The sequence below is a fragment of the Mycobacterium sp. 012931 genome (assembly GCF_000419295.1).
Classification (GTDB): domain Bacteria; phylum Actinomycetota; class Actinomycetes; order Mycobacteriales; family Mycobacteriaceae; genus Mycobacterium; species Mycobacterium marinum.
The window spans coordinates 42359-63863 of the sequence record NZ_AOPX01000001.1 but is presented as its reverse complement, the minus strand read 5'-3'; the positions used below and the strand labels follow the sequence as shown (position 1 = coordinate 63863).

The following is a 21505-nucleotide window of genomic DNA, read 5'->3' as shown; positions in this document are numbered from 1 at the left end:
GTGACCGACGCTATCTTGACCGACGATCAGATCGCGGCACTGAGCCCGCAGCAACGGCGTGATCTGATTTCCTGGCTGGAACGGCCGCTTGGCGAGTTGGTGGACCCGACGATCCTCTCCCGGACTCGTCGTATCCGACTGCGGCTCATCATCAGTTGCGCGCTGGTGCTGATCCCGTGGACGGTATTTCTGGGGCTGACCTTGCCGGGCAACTACGTGGCGCACAACTGGCCGGCCACTTGGGTGGGCTTCGACATCCTGTTGGTGGCCTTCATGGCGGCTACCGCGGTGCTGGGCTATCTGCGCCGCCAACTGCTGCTGCTGACCGCTTTCACCACCGGTGTGCTGCTGATCTGTGACGCCTGGTTCGATCTGATGACGGCGGGGCCCAGCGACCGCTGGTGGTCGGTGGGGTCCGCGCTGTTCATCGAGCTACCGATAGCCGTCGTGATGATCACCGGGGCGCAACGCATCATGCGACTCACGCTGGCGCGGCTGTGGCTTATTGAGCCGGGGACGCGGCTGTGGCACCTGCCCTTGTTCCCCTGAGGCCGTAAAGCCTGGGATCGGAGAGTTCATCGAGCAGCGAAGCCAGCTGGTCGACGAGCTGGCCGGGCTCGAGTTCGACGTCGCCCTCGATCCAGGCGCTGATGGTCTGGGCAACGCCGCCGACGATGAAGTGCGCGCCCACCTTGATCCGGTCGTTGGCCGGGATTCTGAGCGCATCGCCGGCATGCTGGCCCGACAGCATGGCGAACAGTGCGCTGGATTCGGTGCGCTTGCGCACGACCACGGGATTGGCCAGGTGGGTGCTGAAGAGCAGCCGCCCGATGCGGGCGTCACCGACGATGGTGCGCACAATTTCGGCGATCCCGGCGCGGGCCTGCTCGGGAGGGGGCACCGTCGCAACCGCGGCCTGGATGGTGGTGGCCAGATCGCCGACCACCCAGTCGAAGACCCCGCCGATGAATTCATCCTTGTCGGGGAAGCTCTCGTAGAAATAGCGTGCCGACAGGCCGGCCTGGCGGCAGATGCCCCGCACCGTTAGCTCGGCGATATCGCGATCGCTGGAACCGAGCAGTTCCAGCCCGGACTGGAGTAGCTGGCTGCGGCGAGCTGCGAGCCGTTCGGTCGCCTCCACTCCCCGGTACGGACGCATGCTTGGGGCGCTGGACCCCTCGGTATTATTAGTCATTGCCAAATATCTTGACATTAAAGCGGTAGCACGACACCATCGGGAAACAGGTGTTTTCACAATTGATACCCGCGGGCAGGGGGTTTCGGTGACGATCCAGGAGGCGGCGGGCCGGCTTGCGCCGCATGTCGAGCGGCCGATCTCTGACCCGCCGCGCCAGGTCAGGCAGCGAAAACGCGGCGGTTTCGGGGATGGGCTGATGGGGGTGGCGCTGCTGGCCGGTCCGGCCAACGTGATCATGGAGTTGGCGCGTCCTGGAGTTGGACACGGCGTGATGGAAAGTCGGGTCGAAAGCGGTCGAATCGACCGCCACCCGATAAAACGGGCCCGAACCACCTTCACCTACGTTGCGGTGGCCAGCGCCGGCACCGATGAGCAAAAGGCCGCCTTTCGCCGTGCCGTGAACCGGGTCCATGCCCAGGTCTACTCGACACCGGAGAGCCCGGTGAGTTACAGCGCCTTCGACGTGGAGCTGCAGCTGTGGGTGGCGGCCTGCCTGTATAAGGGCGGCGTTGATATCTATCGAACTTTCGTCGGCGAGATGGACGACGAGGAGGCCGATCGCCACTATCGCGACGGCATGTCGATGGGCACCACCCTGCAGGTGCCCGCCGAGCTGTGGCCGCCGGATCGGGCCGCCTTTGATCGGTACTGGCAGGAGTCGCTGCAGAAGATCCACATTGATGACGCCGTGCGCGAATATCTGTATCCGATCGCCGCGTCCCGGGTGCGCGGGGTTGCCCTGCCGGGCCCGCTGCGGCGGTGGTCGGAAGGCTTGGCGCTGCTGATCGCCACCGGTTTTCTGCCGCAGCGGTTCCGTGACGAGATGCGGTTGCCCTGGGATGCGGCCAAGCAACGGCGGTTCGATCGGTTGATTGCCGTGGTGGGTGCGCTGAATCGGATGATGCCGCGAATCGTGCGCGAGTTCCCGTTCAATTTCATGCTCTGGGACCTGGACCGCCGGATCAGGACCGGCCGTCGGTTGGTGTAACGCCCGAGCGGGCGGTCCGGCCAACGCGGCTGACTCTCCATCTTACGGAAGGGGCGTGGACTTCGGCGCGCCCTGACCAGATCCGTTCGGCCCGATCCGTTGGGCCGCCCACCGGCGTTGATGGACCTGATGGCGGCCTCCAAAACCCCCAGGAAGTGGTTTCCCGCCGGACTTGCAATGTGGCCGTCCGTGGTGTCGAATGTCGATAATGACAATCATATTCATCTCTGGCAGTGCTGGCCGTGCTGGCCGTGGTGGCTCCGGTGTGGTTCGCCTCGCCGCCTGAGGTGCATTCGGCCCTGCTCAGCAGCGGCCCGGGGCCGGCGTCGCTGCTGTCGGGGGCTGCGGCGTGGGCGGGGTTGAGCACCGAGTACGCGTCGGTGGCAGACGAACTCATGGGCGTGCTCGCAGCGGTGCAGGGCGGGGCCTGGGAGGGGTTGAGCGCAGAGCTGTATGTGGCCGCCCATGTGCCATACCTGATGTGGCTGATGTGGGCCAGCGCGACCAGTGCGCAGGCGGCTGCACAGCATGAGGCGGCGGCCGCCGCCTACACCACCGCATTGGCGGCCATGCCGACCATGCCGGAGCTGGCCGCCAACCACGTCATCCACGGGGTCTTGATGGCGACGAACTTCTTCGGCATCAGCACCATTCCGATCGCCGCCAACGAGGCCGACTACGTCCGAATGTGGATTCAAGCGGCGACCACCATGTCGACCTATCAAGCGGTATCCGCGGTCGCCGTGGCGTCGACGCCACCGAGCACTCCGGCTCCGCGCATCCTGGCAGCGCCGGCCGCCGCCCATGACCATGACCATGACCATGGGGGCGATCCCACCCCGATCGACTACTTCGTTGCCGAGGTACTGCGCATCATCAGCGGCGGCAGGATCATCTGGGATCCCGCCGAAGGGACCGTGAACGGCATCCCCTACGACGACTACGTCAACGCAGCCCAACCGATCTGGTGGCTGGTTCGTGCCCTGGAGTTCGGTCAGGACTTTCAGACCTTCATCAAGGAATTGTTCACCAATCCGATCGGCGCCATCGAGTTCATGGTCGAACTCGTCTTGTTCGATTGGCCGACGCACATCGCCCAGATCATTCAAGCGCTGGCGCAATCCCCGCAGTTGCTCGCCGTTGCACTCGGTGGCGTTGTTGCCAATCTGGGGGCGATATCGGGATTGGCCGGGCTATCCGGGCTGGCCGGTCTGCATTCGGCCGCCCTTCCGGCCGCCATCGCGCCGATCGCCCCGCCGATGCCGCCCAGCGTTGCGTTGGCCCCCACGGTCGCCGCGTCGGTGGCGGCGCCCACGCCGCCATCTGCACCGCCGTCCGCGGCGAGCACGGTGGCCAACGCCGCGCCGCCGCCCCCGCCCGCCCCGGCCACAGCGGGCTTCGGGTTCCCCTTCGTGGTGGGGGGTGGTCCCGGTATCGGCTATGGCGAAGGCATGAGCGCCAGCGCGGCCGCGAGCGCCAGGAGAAAGGCGCCGGAGCCGGATTCCGCGGCGCTGGCCGCCGCGGCGGCCGCGCGCGAGGAGGCACGTCGGCGTCGGCGCAAGCGCAAGACGGAACGTGGCTACGGCGAGGAGTTCATGGACGTGGAGGTCGATCCGGACTGGGGCGGACCCCGTGACGATGAGCCGGTGGCCTCGACGCAGGGTGCCGGGCGACTGGGATTCGCCGGCACGGTGCACAGCGAATCGGCCGCCACGGCGGCGGGGTTGACCACTCTGGTCGCCGACGAGTTCGGTGGCGGTCCGAAGATGCCGATGCTTCCGGGTACCTGGGACACCGACTCGGATGCGCCGAGCGACTAGCCGCGTAATATCGGTTGGGTGCGTAGCGAAGGCGATAGCTGGGACATCACCACCAGTGTTGGGTTGACGGCACTATTCGTCGCCACGGCACTTGCACTAGAGGCGCTGAAGCCCGACCCCTTGGCCGTGGACCCGTACGCGGAGCTGTTCTGCCGCGCCGTCGGCGGTTCCTGGGCCGACGTCCTGGACGGCAACGCAGCGGACCACGAATTGCAGAGCGACGACTTTGGCAAGCACTTCGTCAATTTCCAGGGTGCCCGCACCAAGTACTTCGACGCCTACTTCCGCCGCGCGGTCGAGGCGGGGGTGCGGCAGGTGGTGGTCTTGGCGGCGGGGCTGGATTCGCGCGCCTACCGATTGTCCTGGCCGGACGGGACCACCATCTTCGAGTTGGACCGACCTCAGGTCCTCGATTTCAAGCGTGAGGTGCTCGGTGGCCATGGTGTTCGGCCGCGCACCGAGCGTCGGGAGATCGCCGTCGATCTGCGAGACGATTGGCCCCAGGCGCTACGGGACAGCGGCTTTGATGCCGAAGCTCCGTCGGCGTGGATCGCCGAAGGGTTGCTGATTTATCTGCCCGCTGCGGCGCAAGAGCAACTGTTTACCGGCATCGACAGCCTGGCCTGCCTCGGCAGTCATGTCGCGGTGGAGGATGGTGCACCGCTGCCCGACGCGGAGTTCGCCGCCAAGTTGGAGGAAGAACGCGCCGCCGTGGCTGCTGGAGGTGAGCGGCCGTTTTTCCAGCTGCTCTACAACTAGCGATGTGCCCCGGCCGCCGACTGGTTTAGCGAACACGGCTGGACCGCGCTGGGCACCCCGTTGAACAACTACCTGCGCGAGGTGGGCCGACCGGTACCCGGTCCCGGGTCCGAGGTTGCGGCGATGTTCGCGCGCAACACCCTGATGAGCGCCACCAAGCCCTGATCAGCGATTCGATGCCGTTATCGATGCCGGATTCGGTTCGGCTCGGAACTTCTGGATGCCCGGATCCGACCACTGGGCGGCTTGTGGTTTACGCCGCCCAGGCGATGCGTTCTGCGGGTGATCAACCGTGGTGAGGGGTCGGCTGGTGGGTGGTCCGGGCGTCAACCAAGTTTTGATAATGAAAATCATGTTCACTACTCCGGAGTGCTTGGTGACGCTCGGTGGGCTCGTCTGGGGAGGAAATATTCATCATGTGGATGCAAGCTGTGTGCAGTAGTCCGCCGGGGGACTATAAGTTGCAGTTCAGCGCACTGGGGCGCGAGGTCCGGTGGTGAGTAACGTGCTCGCAATCACCTCGACAGTTAGCTTATGCAATGCTAACTTCAGGGCTGATTTTGACGGTAGTTCAGAACAACGTGAGGTTCAGGAGACAGCAGAAGCGTGAAACGTGGTGATATCGGCATGCCTGCTGCTCAGTCCCCTACGTCGCGGGTAAGCGGCCGGGTGGACGCTGACGTTGTCAGCCGGTTCGCGACCTGCTGCCGCGCGCTTGGCATCGCGGTTTATGACCGCAAGCGCCCAGCTGACCTGGACGCCGCACGATCGGGTTTCGGTGCGCTGACCCGGGTCGCCAGCGATCAGTGTGACGCATGGACCGGATTGGCGGCCGCCGGAGATCAGTCAATTGGAGTCCTCGAGGCGGTCTCGCGGACCGCGGGTACGGCCGGTACGTTGCAGCGCCACGTGGAGTTGGCGGCCGGGTCGTTGGGCTTTCTCTACGACACCGGCCTTTATCTGCGGTTTCGGGCGACCGACCCGGATGGCTTTCATCTCGCGTACGCGGCGGCACTGGCGCTGGCGGGAGAGTCGGCGCAATTCGCCAAGGCCAACGAGTTGGTGTCGGGCATTGTCGACCGCCGGCCGAGCTGGCGCGACGCGCGCTGGCTCGCGGTCGTCATCAACTACCGCGCCCAGCGTTGGTCGGATGTCGTCAAGCTGCTGACCCCGATCGTCAACGACTCCGAACTTGACGAGGCCTTTGCGCACGCGGCCAAGATCACCCTGGGCACCGCGCTGGCCCGGTTGGGCATGTTTGCCCCGGCGCTGTCCTACCTCGAGGAACCGGACGGCCCCGTTCCGGTCGCCGCGGTCGATGGCGCACTGGCCAAGGCGTTGGTGTTGCGTGCCCACGTGGACGAGGAGTCGGCAAGCGAAGTCCTGCAGGACCTGTATGCCGCCCATCCGGAGACCGAGCAAATCGAGCACGCGCTCTCCGACACCAGCTTTGGGATTGTGACCACCACGACAGGTCAGATCGAGGCTCGTACCGACCCCTGGGATCCCGAAACCGAGCCCAGCGCCGACGACTTCGTCGACCCCTCCGCCCACGAGCGCAAGGGCGTGCTGCTGCACGAGGCCGAGCTTCAGCTGGCCGAGTTCATCGGACTGGAAGAGGTGAAAAACCAGGTTTCCCGGCTGAAGAGTTCGGTGGCCATGGAGCTGGTGCGTAAGCAGCGGGGGCTTGCCGTAGCTCAGCGCACCCACCACCTGATCTTCGCCGGCCCGCCCGGGACCGGTAAGACGACGATTGCGCGCGTGGTTGCCAAGATCTATTGCGGCCTTGGTCTGTTGAAGCGGGAGAACATCAGGGAGGTGCACCGCGCCGATCTCATCGGCCAACACATCGGCGAAACCGAGGCCAAGACCAACGCCATCATCGACAGCGCACTGGACGGGGTGCTGTTCCTCGATGAGGCCTACGCGCTGGTAGCAACCGGCGCCAAGAACGACTTCGGGCTGGTGGCCATCGACACCTTGCTGGCCCGCATGGAAAACGACCGTGATCGGCTGGTGGTGATCATCGCCGGTTACCGGGCCGACCTGGACAAGTTTCTGGATACCAACGAGGGCTTGCGCTCGCGATTCACCCGCAGCATCGACTTCCCCTCGTACACCTCACACGAGCTGGTGGAGATCGCACACAAGATGGCCGAACAGCGCGACAGCATCTTCGAACCGGCGGCGCTGCAGGACTTGGAGGGACTGTTCGCCAGGCTGGCGGCCGGCTCAACTCCGGACTCCAACGGAGTCTCGCGGCGCAGCCTCGACATCGCCGGCAACGGCCGGTTCGTGCGTAACATCGTCGAACGTTCCGAAGAAGAACGCGAATTCCGGCTCGACCACTCCGAGCACGCTGGATCCGGCGAGTTCAGCGATGACGAGCTAATGACAATCACCGGCTCCGACGTGGGCAGGTCGGTTGAACCGCTGCTGCGCGGCCTGGGTCTTTCGGTGCCCGCATGACGACCAATGAGCCCGATGGCGAATGGGCCGGTGCCCGGCGATCGTTCACGTCGCGTACCCCGGTCAACGACAACCCCGACAAGGTCGAGTACCGGCGCGGTTTCGTCACCCGTCACCAGGTGACCGGTTGGCGGTTCGTGATGCGCCGCATCGCTTCGGGTATCGCGTTGCACGACACCCGGATGCTGGTCGACCCGTTGAGCACCCAGTCGCGTTCGGTCCTGATGGGTGTGCCGATCTTCATCACCGGTTTGGTTGGCTGCTTCGTATTCTCGCTCATCCGGCCCAACGGCCAGGTGGGGGGCAACGCGGTACTCGCCGATCGGTCCACCGCCGCGCTGTACGTGCGGGTCGGAGACACCCTGCACCCGGTGCTCAACCTGACCTCCGCCCGGCTGATCGTTGGCCACCCCGTCAACCCCACGACGGTGAAAAGTACTGAGCTGGACCGTTTTCCGCGCGGCAACCTGATCGGCATTCCTGGTGCCCCCGAGCGGATGGTGCAGAGCGAGGCCCGCGACTCCGACTGGACGGTGTGCGACGCCATCAGCAGTGGGTCGCAAGGCGGCAGCGCCGCCCACAGCACCGGCGTTACGGTGATCGCCGGCTCGCCGGAGCCCAGCGGCCACCGGGCAACCGCGCTCGGCGCCGGGCAGGTGATTCTGGTCAATGACGGCACCAGTAGCTGGCTGCTGTGGGACGGCAAGCGCAGCCGGATGGACCTGGCCGACCATGCGGTCACCAATGCGCTGGGATTTGGCACCGACCTGCCCGCGCCGCGACCCATCGCGCCGGGTTTGTTCAACGCGATACCGGAGGCGGCACCGCTGGCGGCACCGGCCATTCCCGACGCAGGCAATCCGGCGGCCTTTGCCGTGCCCGGGCCTATTGGCTCAGTGGTTCAGGCTTACACCCTGGGTGACAACAGCATTCAGTACTATGCCGTGCTGCCGGACGGACTGCAGCCGATCTCGCCGGTGCTGGCTGCCATCCTGCGCAACACCAACTCCTACGGTCTGCAGCAGCCGCCGCGGATCGGTGCCGATGACGTCGCCAAGCTGCCGGTGTCGCGAATGCTGGATACCACCCGCTATCCCGCCACACCGATGCACCTTGTCGACACCGAAAGCAATCCCATCACCTGCGCCTACTGGAGCAAACCGGTCGGTGCGACGACCAGCTCGCTGACCTTGTTGTCCGGAGCGGCGTTGCCGGTGCCCGACGCGGTCCACACCGTCGACTTGGTGGGTGGCGGATCGCAAAACGGTGCTGTGGCAACCCGAGTTGCCCTGGCGCCAGGTACCGGCTACTTCACCCAGACCGCTGGTGGTGGCCCTGCGGCGCCGCCCACCGGGTCGTTGTTCTGGGTCTCCGACACCGGGGTGCGCTACGGCATCGACACCGAAGGGGAAGGCGGCCGCAAGACGGTTGAGGCGCTTGGGCTGCAAGATCCCCCGGTACTGATTCCGTGGTCCGTCCTGTCGTTGTTCGCGCCAGGCCCGACGCTGTCCCGCGCCGACGCACTGATGGCCCACGACGGGTTGGCACCTGACAGCAAGCCGGGTCGTCCGGAATCGGCCGAGGGGGAGCCCCGATGAGCAGACTGATCTTCGAGGCCCGCCGGCGGCTGGCGCCGCCGAATACCCGCAAGGGCACCATCACCATCGAAGCTCCGCCGGAGTTGCCGCGGGTGATTCCGCCGTCGATGTTGCGGCGTGCGATGCCTGTTCTGATCGTGATCCTCATCGTCGGAATGATCATCGCCCTGGTGGCGACCGGGATGAAGATGATTTCCCCGCAGACCCTGTTCTTCCCCTTCGTGCTGCTGCTGGCCGCGACCGCGCTCTTCCGCGGCAACGACAAGAAGATGCGCACCGAGGAAGTCGACGCCGAACGGGCCGATTACCTGCGTTATCTGTCGGTGGTGCGGGACAACATCCGGGCCCAGGCGGCTCAGCAGCGGGCCGCGGCGCAGTGGTCCCATCCCGACCCGGACGCGTTGGCCGCGGTACCCGGATCCCGTCGGCAATGGGAGCGCGACCCGCACGATCCCGACTTCCTGGTGCTGCGGGCCGGCCGCCATTCCGTGCCGCTCACCACCACCCTGCGGGTTAGCGACACCGCGGATGAAATCGACTTGGAGCCGGTGTCGCACAGTGCATTACATAGCCTGCTCGACACCCAACGCACGGTTCGTGACGTGCCGACCGGGATCGATCTGACCAAGGTCTCGCGGGTCACCCTCGTCGGGGACCGTGCCCAGGTGCGCGACGCGCTGCGGGCCTGGGTTGCCCAAGCGGTGACCTGGCACGACCCGACGGTGCTGGGAGTGGCGCTGGCCACCCGCGACCTGGAAAGCGGCCAGTGGTCCTGGCTGAAGTGGTTGCCGCACGTCGACATCCCCGGTCAGGCCGACGGCGTGGGCCCGGCCCGCTACCTGGCGGCCGACCCCGATGACCTGGTCGAAATGTTGGCTCCCGCGATACTCGATCGCCCCGCCTACGCCGGCTCAGCAGCAGACGCGTTGCGGCACTTGCTGATCGTGGTCGACGATCCCGACTACGACATCAACGCGTCGATGCTGGCTATGGGCCGCGCCGGGGTCACCGTCGTGCACTGTTCGTCCACCCTTCCGCACCGCGAGCAGTATTCGGATCCGGAGAAGCCGATCCTGCGCATCGAGGATGGCGCCATCACCCGCTGGCAGACCGGCGGCGGCTGGCAGGCCTACATTGACCACGCGGACCAGTTGGGTGCCGACGAAGCCTCACACCTGGCCCGCCGGCTGTCGCGGTGGGATTCCAACCCAACGCATGCCGGGCTGCGCTCGGCGGCCACCCGCGGCGCGAGCTTCACCACGCTGCTGGGCATCCCGGACGCTTCACAGCTGGATGTACAGGCAATCTGGGGCCAGCGCCGCCGCGACGACGAGTTGCGCGTGCCGATCGGCATCACCGCCAGCGGCGAGCCGTTGATGTTCGACCTGAAGGACGAGGCCGAAGGCGGGATGGGGCCACACGGCCTGATGATCGGCATGACCGGGTCCGGGAAATCCCAGACCCTGATGTCGATCTTGCTGTCGCTGTTGACAACTCACTCAGCGGAGCGGCTCATCGTCATCTACGCCGACTTCAAGGGTGAGGCCGGGGCGGACAGCTTCCGGAATTTCCCTCAGGTCGTCGCGGTGATCTCCAACATGGCCGAGAAGAAGTCGCTGGCCGACCGGTTCGCCGACACCCTGCGCGGTGAGGTGGCTCGTCGCGAGACGCTGTTGCGCGAGGCCGGCCGCAAGATCCAGGGCAGCGCCTTCAACTCGGTGCTCGAATACGAGAACGCCCGGGAATCGGCGGGCGTTGCCGGACTTGACCTTCCCCCGATCCCGACGCTGTTCGTGGTCGCCGACGAGTTCACCCTGATGCTGGCCGACCATCCCGAGTACGCGGAGCTGTTCGACTACGTGGCTCGTAAAGGCCGGTCGTTCCGCATCCACATCCTGTTCGCGTCCCAGACCCTCGATGTCGGCAAGATCAAGGACATCGACAAGAACACCTCCTATCGGATCGGGCTGAAAGTCGCCAGCGCCAGCGTTTCTCGCCAGATCATCGGGGTAGAGGACGCCTACCACATCGAGGCGGGCAAAGAGCACAAGGGCGTCGGCTTTCTGGTTCCGGCGCCGGGTGCGGCCCCGATCCGGTTCCGCAGCACCTACGTCGACGGCATCTACGAGCCGCCCCAGCAGACCAAGACCCGGGTTGTGCACAACATCCCGGAGCCCAAGTTGTTCACCGCCACCGCGGTGGAGCCGGATCCGGACACCGTCATCTCCGAGGTCGAAGAGGAGCACCCGGTTGGTCCGCCGCGCAAGCTGATCGCAACGATCGGCGAACAGCTGGCCCGCTACGGTCCGCAGGCGCCGCGGCTGTGGCTGCCGCCGTTGGACGAGCCCATCCCGTTGAGCACGCTGCTGGCCACGGCCGGGGTGGCGCAACGACAGTGGCGCTGGCCCCTCGGCGAGATCGACAAGCCATTCGAGATGCGCCGCGACCCGCTGGTGTTCGATGCGACCTCGTCGGCCGGGAACTTGGTGATCCATGGTGGTCCCAAATCCGGAAAGTCCACCGCGCTGCAGTCGTTCATGCTGTCGGCCGCCAGCCTGCATTCGCCCAGCGAGGTCACGTTCTATTGCCTGGACTACGGCGGCGGGCAACTGCGGGCGCTGCAGGACCTGGCCCACGTCGGTAGCGTCGCATCCGCACTGGAACCCGAACGCATTTGGCGCACCTTCGGTGAGTTGGAGCAGTTGCTGCTGGCGCGTCAGCAGCGCGAGGTGTTCCGGGACCGGGGTGGAAACGGTCAGGCCCATGGTTCGGTCCCCGACGACGGTTTCGGCGAGGTATTCCTGGTCATCGACAACCTGTACGCGTTCAGCCGCGACAACACCGACCAGTTCAACACTCGTAACCCGTTGCTGGCCAGGGTGACTGAGTTGGTCAATGTCGGCATGGCGTACGGGATCCACGTCATCATCACCACCCCCAGCTGGCTGGAGGTGCCGTTGGCGATGCGCGACGGTCTCGGGATGCGTCTCGAACTGCGGTTGCACGACGCGCGGGACAGCAACGTGCGGGTGGTCGGCGCGCTGCGTCGACCGGCCGAATCCGTTCCGCACGACCAGCCCGGCCGCGGGCTAACCATGGCCGCCGAGCATTTCCTGTTCGCCGCGCCAGAGCTGGATCAGGTGCCGGCAATCAACGCGCGCTACCCGGGCATGGCCGCCCCACCGGTGCGGCTGTTGCCGATCGACCTTGCCCCGGACGCGGTCGGAAACCTCTACCGCGGCCCGGATCAGATCGTCATCGGTCAGCGCGAAGAAGACTTGGCGCCGGTGGTGCTCAACCTTGCCGAGAACCCGCTGTTGATGGTGTTCGGTGACAGCAAATCGGGCAAGACGACCCTGCTGCGCCACATCATCCGCACCGTTCGTGAGCACTCCACCGAGGATCAGGTGGCTTTCACCGTGCTGGATCGACGGCTGCATCTCGTTGACGAGCCGTTATTCCCCGAAAACGAGTACACCGCCAACATCGACCGGATCGTCCCGGCGATGCTGGGCCTGGCCAACCTGATCGACTCACGACGGCCGCCGACGGGCATGTCTGCCGCGGAGCTGGCCCGGTGGACTTATCATGGCCACACCCACTACCTGATCATCGATGACGTTGACCAGATCCCGGACACGGCCGCGATGTCGGGTCCCTTTGCCGGGCAGCGGCCGTGGACACCGCTGATCGGTCTGCTGGCCCAAGCCGCAGATCTCGGGTTGCGGGTGATCGTCACGGCGCGCGCGTCCGGATCGGCGCACGCGCTGATGACCAGCCCGCTGTTGCGCCGGTTCAACGATCTGCAGGCGACCACGTTGATGTTGGCGGGCAACCCGCAAGACAGCGGCAAGATCCGCGGTCAGCGGTTCAGTCGCCTACCGGCGGGACGAGCGATGTTGTTGGGCGACAGTGATGATCCGACGTACGTGCAATTGGTCAATCCGCTTGTCGGTGAGGCCGCGACAGTTACTGAAACGCAACAGAAGGGAAATTAGTCATGACGTTGCGAGTGGTTCCGGAGGGATTGGCCGCGGCTAGTGCTGCGGTGGAAGCGCTGACCGCCCGGCTGGCGGCTGCGCACGCAAGCGCATCCCCAGTGATCTCAGCGGTGGTGCCCGCCGCGGTCGATCCGGTGTCGTTGCAGACTGCGGCCGGGTTCAGTGCCCAAGGCATTGAGCACGCTGCGGTGGCGGCCGAGGGTGTCGAAGAGTTGGGACGAGCCGGTCTCGGCGTGGGTGAGTCCGGCGTGAGCTATCTCGCCGGCGATGCGGTTGCCGCTGCTACCTACGGGATCGCAGGCGCCTGACAATGGCTGTTGCCGCCGGTCCTATCTGGATTGCGTCGCCACCCGAGGTGCATTCGGCGATGCTGAGTAGCGGTCCCGGCCCGGCTTCGCTGCTTGCAGCGGCCGGAGTCTGGAGCGCGCTCAGCGCCGAGTATGCCTTGACAGCGGCGGAACTCAGTGAGGTACTGGCGGCGGTGCAAGCGGGAGCCTGGCAGGGGCCAAGCGGTTTCCAGTACGTGGCCGCGCATCTTCCGTATGTGGCGTGGCTGCTGCAGGCCAGCGCCGATGGTGCCGGCAAGGCGGCCGAGCACGAGGCCGCTGCGGTGGCCTACTCGGGCGCGTTGGCGGCAATGCCGACGCTCACCGAGCTGGGCGCAAATCACGCCCTGCACGGTGTCCTGGTCGCAACAAACTTCTTTGGGCTCAATGCGATTCCGATCGCGCTCAATGAAGCTGACTACGTTCGGATGTGGGTGCTGGCCGCTACCACCATGGGTTTGTATCAGGCGACTGCGGGTGCGGCGCTGGCCTCGGCGCCGCGCACCGGTCCGCCGCCGAAGGTGGTCAACCCCGGCGGTGGGCAGGTGGCTCACCTTGCCGCCGACGCGGCCCAGGCGCAGTCCGGGGCCGCAGCGGCAGGGGGCTCCGACCCCTGGCAGTTGCTTTGGCAGTTGCTGCAATATCTGTGGAATGCCTACACCGGGTTCAACACCTGGATGTTCGATTTGATCTGGGAATTCCTGCAGGACCCAATCGGAAACACGATCAAGATCATCATCGCGTTCCTGACCAACCCGTTGCAGGCCATCATCACCTACGGCCCACTGTTGTTCGCGTTGAGCTATCAGATTTTCTTCAACCTCGTCGGCTGGCCGACCTGGGCCCTGATCTTGAGTTCTCCTTTCCTGCTGCCGGCGGCGCCGGGTCTGGCCTTGAGCGCCATAGCGTTCACGCCCATCCAGATTGCGGCGGAGGTACCGGCCGCGGCCGCGCCACTGGCCGCCGCGGCCGTCACTGCCAAGTCTGTGTTCCCGGCGGCCAGCCTCGCTTCGCCGGGCACCGGCTCCGCGGGGGCTCCTGCGTCGGGCGCCGGCGCCGGCGCACCCGGAACTGCGCCACCGGGCCCGGGCGCTCCGGCGCCGGCGAGTTTTCTCTATGCCGTTGGTGGCAGCGGTGATTGGGGTCCCAGCCTGGGGCCAACGGTAGGCGGTCGAAGCGGTGCCAAGGCGCCGGCTGCGACCATCCCGGCGGCCGGCGCGGCGGCGGCCAGCCGGGCCTCCGCGCGCAGCCGGCGACGTCGGCGAACCGAAATGCGGGACTACGGCGACGAGTTCCTGGATATGGACGCAAATGGTGTCACCGGGCCGGCGGCGACCGACGACGCCGCACGGGCGTCCGAGCGTGGGGCCGGGCAATTCGGCTTCGCCGGCACCGTATCCACCGAGGCGGTGTTGCAGGCCGCGGGCCTGACGGAGCTCGCGGTGGACGAATTTGGAAACGGTCCCCGGATGCCGATGGTGCCGGGCAGCTGGGACAGCCCCCAGGAAGGGAGAGAAGACGGTTTACAAAGTGAGTGACCGAAACCCACGCCGAGAGGAGACAACGAGATAGTTATGAGTCTTTTGGATGCACACATTCCACAGTTGGTGGCGTCGCAGGCAGCGTTTGGTGCGAAGGCCGGATTGATGCGCCACACCATCAGCCAGGCCGAGCAGGCTGCGCTGTCGGCGCAGGCTTTTCACCAGGGCGAGTCCGCGGCATCTTTTCAGGCCGCCCACGCGCGTTTCGTCGCGGCAGCCGCCAAGGTGAACACCTTGCTGGATATCGCGCAGGCGAACCTGGGCGAAGCCGCCGGCACCTATGTGGCTGCCGACGCTGCGGCCGCCTCTGCGTACACCGGTTTCTGAGTTCAGTCATAGAACGAAAGGGTTTGTGATGTCACAGATCATGTACAACTACCCGGCGATGCTGGCCCACGCCGGGGACATGTCGGGCTACGCCGGCACGATGCAGGGGCTGGGTGCCGACATCTCCGCCGAGCAGGCCGCGTTGTCCAGCGCCTGGCAGGGTGACACCGGGGTGACCTACCAGGCGTGGCAGGCGCAGTGGAACCAGGCGATGGAAGACCTGGTGCGGGCCTACCAGTCGATGTCTGGAACCCACGAAGCCAACACCATGGCCATGCTGGCTCGCGACACGTCCGAAGCCGCAAAATGGGGCGGCTAATCCTTTAAATGGAGTCAATGCCCAACGCAGTTGAACTCACGGTCGAGAACGCGTGGTTCATTGCGGAGATGGTTGGCGCGGGCACCTTTCCGTGGGTGCTCGCGATCACCACGCCCTACAGCGATGAGGCCCAGCGCAGTGCCTTTTTCGCGCGGCAACGAGATGAGCTGACCCAGCTAGGTCTGTTGTCCTCGGACGGTGTGGTCAATCCGGCGGTGGCCGAGTGGATCAAAGTGGTCTGCTTTCCTGAGCGGTGGCTGGACCTGCGTTACGTGGGTCCAGGCACGGGCAACGGCGGCGAGGATCTGTTGCGCGGCATCGTGGCGCAAAGTGCCGGAATCATGGGCAAGGCCGGCAAGGCCCACCCGAGCTTCAACACCGTTGTCGCGCTGCGTAAGGCCCAATTGGTCACCTTCACGGCAATGGACATCGACGACCCCAGGGCCCTGGTTCCGGTGCTCGGCGTCGGACTGTCGGCCCGGCCGCCGGCCCGCTTCGAGGAATTCAGCATGCCGATGCGGGTTGGTGCCAGAGCCGATGAGCGGTTGCGCTCCGGCGAGTCGCTCGACGAGGTTCTCGACTACCTCGGCATTCCAGTTTCGGCGCGGCCGGTGGTCCAGGCCGTCTTCTCCGGGCCGCGCAGCTACGTCGAGATTGTCGCCGGCTGCAATCGCGACGGCGAGCACACCACCACCGACGTCGGCCTGAGCATCGTCGATACCACCGCGGGGCGAGTGCTGGTCAGCCCGTCGCGCGCCTTCGACGGTGAATGGGTTTCCACCTTCAGCGCCGGGACTCCCTTCGCGACAGCGGTCGCGATAGACCAACTGATCGCCAACCTGCCGGACGGCCAGTGGTTCCCCGGCCAAAGGTTGTCCCGAGATTTCTCGAGTCAACCCTCCTAGTGACCTCCTAGCAATGAGAAAGAGAGCATGATGTCCCAGCAACGGCCGCAGCGCCTTTCGAGGGCCCAATGATGTCCGGCACCGTCATGCCGATCGTCCGCGTTGCGATTCTGGCGGACAGCCGGCTGACGGAAGTTGCGCTGCCCGCGGAGTTACCGCTACGCGAAATCCTGCCTGCCGTACAGCGGTTGGTGATTCCGGTGGCCGAAGACGGTGACGCTGGATCGGCCGACCTGGGCATAGCTGGACATCTGAGCCTGGCGCCCGTCGGTGGGGCGCCGTTCAGCCTGGACGCCAGCCTGGACACCGTCGGGGTGGTCGACGGCGATCTGCTCGTGCTGCAGCCGGTACCCACCGGTCCGGCCGCGCCGGGAATCGTTGAGGACATCGCCGACGCGGCCATGATCTTCTCGACTTCGCGGTTGCGGCCCTGGGACGCCCGGCATCTGCAACGCGGCGCGCTGGCGGCGTTGATCGGTGTGGCGCTGGCGGGATCCGGGCTGGCGGTCGCCTACCGGGCGGCCACCGGTGCACTGGCCGGACTGCTCATCGTCAGTGTGATCGCGGTGGCCATGGCGTTGGCCGGTCTGCTGTTGGGCGCCCGTTCGCCACGAACCGGTATCGCATTGTCGATCGCCGCGTTGGCGCCCGTCGGCGCGGCGCTGGCGCTGGCGGTGCCCGGATCGTTTGGTGCCGCGCAGGTGCTGCTCGCGGCCGCCGGCGTGACCGCTTGGTCGCTGATCTGTCTGATGGTTCCCGGTGAGCAGCGTGAGCGCATCGTCGCGCTGTTCACCGCCGTGGCTGTGGTCGGGGCCGCGCTGTTGCTTGCGGCCGGCGCCGAACTGCTCTGGCAGCTGCCGGTGTCGAGCATTGGCTGCGGGTTGATCGTGGCGGCGCTGCTGGTCACCATCCAGTCTGCTCAGCTCTCCGCGGTGTGGGCGCGCTTCCCGTTGCCGGTGATCCCGGCGCCGGGGGACCCCACCCCGTCGGCTCCATCGCTGCGAGTGTTGGAAGACCTGCCGCGGCGGGTGCGGGTCAGTGACGCCCACCAGAGCGGTTTCATCGCCGCGGCCGTACTGCTCAGCGTGCTGGGGTCGGTGGCAATCGCGCTGCGCCCGGACACGGTGAGCGCTCTGGGCTGGTACGTGGTCGCGGCAACCGCGGCGACCGCTACGTTGCGCGCCCGAATTTGGGATTCGGCCGCCTGCAAGGCATGGCTGCTCACCCAGCCCTATCTGGTAGGCGGGACGCTGTTGGTGCTCTACGCCGCGACCGGCCACTTCATTGCCGCCTTCGGCGCATTGGTGGTGCTGGCCGTGCTGGCGGTGGCCTGGGTTGTGGTCGCACTGAATCCCGTCATCGCGTCGCCGGAAAGCTACTCGCTGCCGCTGCGGCGGCTGTTGGGCTTCCTCGCCGCGGGCTTGGACGCCTCGCTTATCCCGGTCATGGCGTATCTGGTGGGCTTGTTCACCTGGGTGCTCAATCGATGAAGCGGGCCGGTTCGGCCTGCCTCACAGCAATTCTGGCCATTTTCACCACGGGTGCGTTGTGGGCCGCGCCGCCGGTATCGGCGATCAGCCCTCCGGCGGTTGATGACTCGGTGCAGCCGCCAAGCGGCACCCCCGGGCCCGTACAGACGATGGAGCAACGTGGCGCCTGCAGCGTCTCGGGGCTGATCCCCGGTACCGACATCAGCGTCCCGGGAGCCAGCCAAGCGATGCTGAACCTTCCTGCCGCATGGCAGTTTTCGCGTGGTGAAGGTCAGCTGGTGGCAATCCTGGACACCGGCGTGCAGCCGGGCCCACGGCTACCCAACGTCGATGCCGGTGGCGACTTCGTGGATTCGACGGACGGGCTGACCGACTGTGATGGCCGTGGCACCCTGGTCGCCGGGATCGTCGCCGGCCAGCCCGGTAACGACGGCTTCTCGGGCGTGGCACCCGCGGCACGCCTGCTGTCCATCAGAGTGACATCGGACAAGTTCTCGGCCCGCTCGAGCGGCGGGGATCCTTCGGTGGAGCGAGCGACGATCGACGTCGCGGCCCTGGGGCGGGCCATTGTGCATGCCGCCGACCGGGGCGCGCGGGTGATCAACATTTCCTCGATCACCTGTCTGCCGGCGGACCGCCAGGTCGACCAGGCCGCGCTCGGCGCCGCGATCCGCTATGCGGCCGTGGACAAAGACGTGGTGATTGTGGCCGCCGCCGGCAACAGCGGAGCTGGTGGCTCGGGCAGCGGCGGCACGTGTGAGTCCAATCCGCTGACCGACCTGAGCCATCCGGACGATCCGCGCAACTGGGCCGGCGTCACCTCGGTGTCGATCCCGTCGCTGTGGCAGCCCTACGTGCTGTCGGTGGCATCGTTGACTGCGGGTGGACAGCCGTCGAAGTTCACCATGGCCGGGCCGTGGGTGGGCATCGCCGCTCCCGGCGAAAACATTGTCTCGGTGAGCAACGCTGGCGGCGGTGGTCTGGCCAACGGCCTGCCCAACCAGCGCCAGCAACTGACGCCGCTCAGCGGCACCAGCTACGCGGCAGGCTACGTCTCCGGCGTCGCCGCACTGGTCCGCAGCAAGTATCCCGAACTGACCGCGGCGCAGGTGATGCATCGCCTCACCGCCACGGCACACAACGGTGCCAGGGATCCGTCCAACGTCGTCGGAGCCGGAATTCTGGACCCAGCGGCGGCGCTGACCTGGGAGCTGCCCGCCGCCGACGGGGGTGCGCCGCAGGTGGCACCGGCAAAGCCGGTGTCAGTTCCGCCGGCACCGCAGCCGCGGAACACCACCCCACGAAACGTGGCGTTCGCCGGCGCCGCCGCCTTGACGGTGCTCGTTGCGGGTGTAGCGGCGACCGTGGCAATAGCGCGCCGACGCAAGGACGCCGAAGGAAGGACTGCGCGTGAGCTTTGATCGATCCATACCTCGGCCGGGCTCCGGGCGGATCACCCTGGCGCTGCTCGCGGTGGTGCCCGCCGTGATGGCCTATCCCTGGCATTCCCGCAGGGACTACTGGCTGATCGGCATCGCCGCCTTCGTCGTGATCGTGCTCTTCGCCTGGTGGCGCGGGCTTTACCTGACAACCATCCTGCACCGGCGAGTGGCGATGATGCGCCGTCGGCCCGCTGAGCCAGGGGCCGAAGCCGACACCAGCACGACGGTGACATTGCGCATCGGGCCGCCCGCCTCCGACATCGACGTGCTGCCGCTGCCGGTAATAGCTCGATACCTGAACTGCTACGGCATCCGCGTTGACGCGATTCGCATCACCGGCCGCACCACCGGGTCGGGTGAAACTCAGACCTGGATCGGACTGACGGTGTCGGCGGCCACCAACCTGGCGGCGCTGCAGGCTCGCGCAGCGCGCATCCCGTTGCACGAGACCGCCCGGGTTACCGCCCGCCGGCTCGCTGATCACCTGCGCGAGATCGGCTGGGAGGTCAGCTTGGTCGCGGCCGAGGACTTGCCGTCGCTGCTGGATCCCGACTCCGATCACGCTCTCCGCGAGACCTGGCGGGGCGTGCAGCACGGCGACTCGGAGTATCTGGCCGCATATCGGGTGATTGTGGACGCTGCGCTGCCCGACACACTGGCCGAGATCTGGTCGCATCCGGCGTTGGAAACCTGGATGGCCATCGAGATCGCCGCGCGCGGTCGGTCGGGAGCCGATTATTCGGTTGCCGCCGCGTGCGCATTCCGCACCGATGAGCAACCGGCCGTCGCAGCACCGTTGGCCACCCTGATACCGCAACGGGGAAACCATGGGCCCACGCTTGCGGCCATGGAACTGTCCTCCACCCGTGCGCTCGACGGATACGCCGACGCGCCGGAGAACCTGCTGATGCGGCTGGTGTGGTCCACCCCGGGTGCCGGGTTGCACCGCGCTGCGCCGACCGAAACCGCTAGTCGAACATGAAGTCGCCCAGGAACGCGGTCATCCGCCGCAGATAGTCCAACTGACTCACGTGTAGCACGTGACTGCCGGGAAACCAGTGCAGCGCGCAGCGATCCCAGTGTTCCCAAAGCGTTTCCGCGTGATCGGGTGGAGCCATCCGATCGCCCAGGCCGGCGATGATCATCCGGCGGTGCTTGGGTAGTTGCGGCCGGTAGTTCAGCGGGCTGTGAAACGCCAGCCCGGCATCCAGCTCGCCGCGGCTGATGCTGGACAGGCACAGTCCGAGCCGGACCAGTTTGCTGGCCGGGAACCATTGCTCGAATAGCTTTGCTGGTGTGACGACCGGACAGTTCGGGATCACGGCCTCTAGCCGGTTTTCGACCGACGACACCAGCGCGGAGGTATAGCCGCCCAGCGATATGCCAGTCAGTGCTATTCGCGTGACACCGGTGTGGTGCAGGTAGTCCACGATAGACCGGAAGTCGTACACCGCTTGGGCCATCGACTCGGCGAAACCGCTCAACCCGCTTGCGAAGAATCCGAAACCGCTAAATGGCGAGAATCTTTCGGCTCGCTTCCCATGAAAAGGCAACGTGTACAACAGCACGTCATAGCCGGATCGGTAATACCACGGCAGGGAGAAAAACAGTCCGTTGAGCAAGTACGACGACCCCATGAAGCCATGAATGACGCACAGGGTGGGCCGTGGCCCGTCGTCGTGGCGCCAGTGTTGCGCGCGTACGACGTTGTTGGAAGTCAGTGCGCTCCAGTGCTGGCGCATGTTGGGGTTGATCGCGCGAAAGCCGCTGGTGAAAGAGATGTCGTCGACGCTGCCACGGGCGATCCACTCCGCCAGCGGGCTGGCCGGGCGGGCCGAAATCCTGGGCAATTCGGTGGGCGCCGCAAAGGACTTGCGTGGATCTTGTTCGGCCGCGAGCTCGGCATAGAAATTCAGGTTTGCCCGCTCACCACCGGAGTCGAGGCGGCGCAGTGCGTGAGCGACCACGGCGGGTGCCACGGTGGTGGACAGCAGTGAGGACGCGTAGGTGCGTAGCGCGATATCGCCGACTGCCGATGACTCGACAACGAGGCGTTGCCGAAGCGACAGCGCCGACAGTGGGGGCAGGCCTTCGGCACCGGCTTCCCCGCCGGGCACATCGGGAATCGGGACCGGCGGATCAATGGGATCGGTCTCAGAAGTCCCGGACGTCTCCGAAATCTCCGACATCCCGTCGATGCTATCGCGTCGATATCCCAGAGCGTGGGTTGTTCCGACAGTATCGTCAATTTCTGCGTGGGTTTGGGTGCGTGTTAGGGGCGTTTTCGGTAAGTAGGTTTGTCCTATGGCACCCATCTGGCGA

The 21505-nt window shown here is 66.3% G+C and carries 16 protein-coding genes and 1 pseudogene; 15 read left to right on the top strand and 2 right to left on the bottom strand.

Annotated features, from left to right (window positions below; translation table 11 throughout):
• Positions 1–549: a hypothetical protein gene (locus MMSP_RS00300; RefSeq protein ID WP_020784993.1), complete on the top strand. Its 549-nt coding sequence runs from the start codon at positions 1–3 to the stop codon at positions 547–549.
• On the opposite strand, the gene MMSP_RS00295 is transcribed toward MMSP_RS00300, so the two are convergent.
• The gene (locus MMSP_RS00295; RefSeq protein ID WP_036425861.1) at positions 503–1195 is read right to left on the bottom strand and encodes a TetR/AcrR family transcriptional regulator; all 693 of its coding nucleotides are present in this window, start codon (positions 1193–1195) and stop codon (positions 503–505) included. The two genes, MMSP_RS00300 and MMSP_RS00295, sit on opposite strands and share 47 nt — an antisense overlap.
• A gap of 88 nt (positions 1196–1283) precedes the next feature.
• Between MMSP_RS00295 and MMSP_RS00290 the strand changes: the two genes are divergently transcribed.
• The 14 genes and pseudogenes from MMSP_RS00290 (at position 1284) to eccE (ending at position 20165) form a co-directional block, all read left to right on the top strand.
• Positions 1284–2186 (top strand): oxygenase MpaB family protein, encoded by a 903-nt coding sequence (locus MMSP_RS00290; RefSeq protein WP_051153571.1) that lies wholly within the window; start codon positions 1284–1286, stop codon positions 2184–2186.
• Between the two features lie 242 nt (positions 2187–2428).
• Positions 2429–4006, top strand: a complete 1578-nt coding sequence (locus MMSP_RS00285; protein ID WP_036426968.1) for a PPE family protein — start codon at positions 2429–2431, stop codon at positions 4004–4006.
• Positions 4007–4024: 18 nt separating this feature from the next.
• Positions 4025–4930, top strand: a pseudogene (locus MMSP_RS00280) (class I SAM-dependent methyltransferase).
• A gap of 441 nt (positions 4931–5371) precedes the next feature.
• Complete coding sequence (eccA3, locus tag MMSP_RS00275; RefSeq protein WP_015354278.1) at positions 5372–7234, top strand: type VII secretion system ESX-3 AAA family ATPase EccA3; 1863 nt, start codon at positions 5372–5374, stop codon at positions 7232–7234.
• Positions 7231–8832: a type VII secretion protein EccB gene (eccB, locus tag MMSP_RS00270; RefSeq protein WP_020784987.1), complete on the top strand. Its 1602-nt coding sequence runs from the start codon at positions 7231–7233 to the stop codon at positions 8830–8832. Before eccA3 ends, eccB begins: the two co-directional genes overlap by 4 nt.
• Positions 8829–12830, top strand: coding sequence for a type VII secretion protein EccC (locus MMSP_RS00265; protein WP_020784986.1), 4002 nt, complete (start codon positions 8829–8831; stop codon positions 12828–12830). Before eccB ends, MMSP_RS00265 begins: the two co-directional genes overlap by 4 nt.
• Before the next feature lie 2 nt (positions 12831–12832).
• Positions 12833–13141 carry a PE family protein gene (locus MMSP_RS00260; RefSeq protein ID WP_011739404.1) on the top strand — a complete coding sequence of 103 codons (309 nt, stop codon included), beginning with the start codon at positions 12833–12835 and terminating at the stop codon, positions 13139–13141.
• Between the two features lie 2 nt (positions 13142–13143).
• Positions 13144–14697 carry a PPE family protein gene (locus tag MMSP_RS00255; RefSeq protein ID WP_020784985.1) on the top strand — a complete coding sequence of 518 codons (1554 nt, stop codon included), beginning with the start codon at positions 13144–13146 and terminating at the stop codon, positions 14695–14697.
• A 36-nt stretch (positions 14698–14733) separates the two neighbouring features.
• On the top strand, positions 14734–15027 hold the full coding sequence (esxG, locus tag MMSP_RS00250; protein ID WP_011739406.1) for a type VII secretion system protein EsxG: 294 nt from the start codon (positions 14734–14736) through the stop codon (positions 15025–15027).
• Positions 15028–15055: 28 nt separating this feature from the next.
• Positions 15056–15346 (top strand): WXG100 family type VII secretion target, encoded by a 291-nt coding sequence (locus MMSP_RS00245; protein WP_012392512.1) that lies wholly within the window; start codon positions 15056–15058, stop codon positions 15344–15346.
• Between the two features lie 8 nt (positions 15347–15354).
• Positions 15355–16251: an ESX secretion-associated protein EspG gene (locus MMSP_RS00240; protein WP_015354282.1), complete on the top strand. Its 897-nt coding sequence runs from the start codon at positions 15355–15357 to the stop codon at positions 16249–16251.
• 71 nt (positions 16252–16322) lie between these two features.
• Entirely contained in the window at positions 16323–17741 is a 1419-nt protein-coding gene (gene eccD, locus MMSP_RS00235; RefSeq protein WP_086084877.1) for a type VII secretion integral membrane protein EccD, read from the top strand.
• Positions 17738–19162, top strand: a complete 1425-nt coding sequence (mycP3, locus tag MMSP_RS00230) for a type VII secretion system ESX-3 serine protease mycosin MycP3 (RefSeq protein ID WP_020784983.1) — start codon at positions 17738–17740, stop codon at positions 19160–19162. The genes eccD and mycP3 overlap by 4 nt, the downstream gene beginning before the upstream one ends.
• Complete coding sequence (gene eccE, locus MMSP_RS00225) at positions 19152–20165, top strand: type VII secretion protein EccE (protein ID WP_012392516.1); 1014 nt, start codon at positions 19152–19154, stop codon at positions 20163–20165. Before mycP3 ends, eccE begins: the two co-directional genes overlap by 11 nt.
• Here eccE and MMSP_RS00220 read toward each other — a convergent pair.
• Positions 20152–21372, bottom strand: a complete 1221-nt coding sequence (locus MMSP_RS00220) for a S9 family peptidase (RefSeq protein ID WP_020784982.1) — start codon at positions 21370–21372, stop codon at positions 20152–20154. The two genes, eccE and MMSP_RS00220, sit on opposite strands and share 14 nt — an antisense overlap.
• Positions 21373–21505 lie beyond the last annotated feature (133 nt).

Coding starts and splice junctions, on each gene's coding strand:
- MMSP_RS00265 (WP_020784986.1), top strand. CDS start 8,829: ATGAGCAGACTGATCTTCGAGGCCCGCCGGCGGCTGGCGCCGCCGAAT.
- MMSP_RS00255 (WP_020784985.1), top strand. CDS start 13,144: ATGGCTGTTGCCGCCGGTCCTATCTGGATTGCGTCGCCACCCGAGGTG.
- MMSP_RS00240 (WP_015354282.1), top strand. CDS start 15,355: ATGGAGTCAATGCCCAACGCAGTTGAACTCACGGTCGAGAACGCGTGG.
- eccB (WP_020784987.1), top strand. CDS start 7,231: ATGACGACCAATGAGCCCGATGGCGAATGGGCCGGTGCCCGGCGATCG.
- mycP3 (WP_020784983.1), top strand. CDS start 17,738: ATGAAGCGGGCCGGTTCGGCCTGCCTCACAGCAATTCTGGCCATTTTC.
- MMSP_RS00245 (WP_012392512.1), top strand. CDS start 15,056: ATGTCACAGATCATGTACAACTACCCGGCGATGCTGGCCCACGCCGGG.
- eccD (WP_086084877.1), top strand. CDS start 16,323: ATGTCCGGCACCGTCATGCCGATCGTCCGCGTTGCGATTCTGGCGGAC.
- MMSP_RS00295 (WP_036425861.1), bottom strand. CDS start 1,195: ATGACTAATAATACCGAGGGGTCCAGCGCCCCAAGCATGCGTCCGTAC.
- MMSP_RS00260 (WP_011739404.1), top strand. CDS start 12,833: ATGACGTTGCGAGTGGTTCCGGAGGGATTGGCCGCGGCTAGTGCTGCG.
- MMSP_RS00220 (WP_020784982.1), bottom strand. CDS start 21,372: ATGTCGGAGATTTCGGAGACGTCCGGGACTTCTGAGACCGATCCCATT.
- esxG (WP_011739406.1), top strand. CDS start 14,734: ATGAGTCTTTTGGATGCACACATTCCACAGTTGGTGGCGTCGCAGGCA.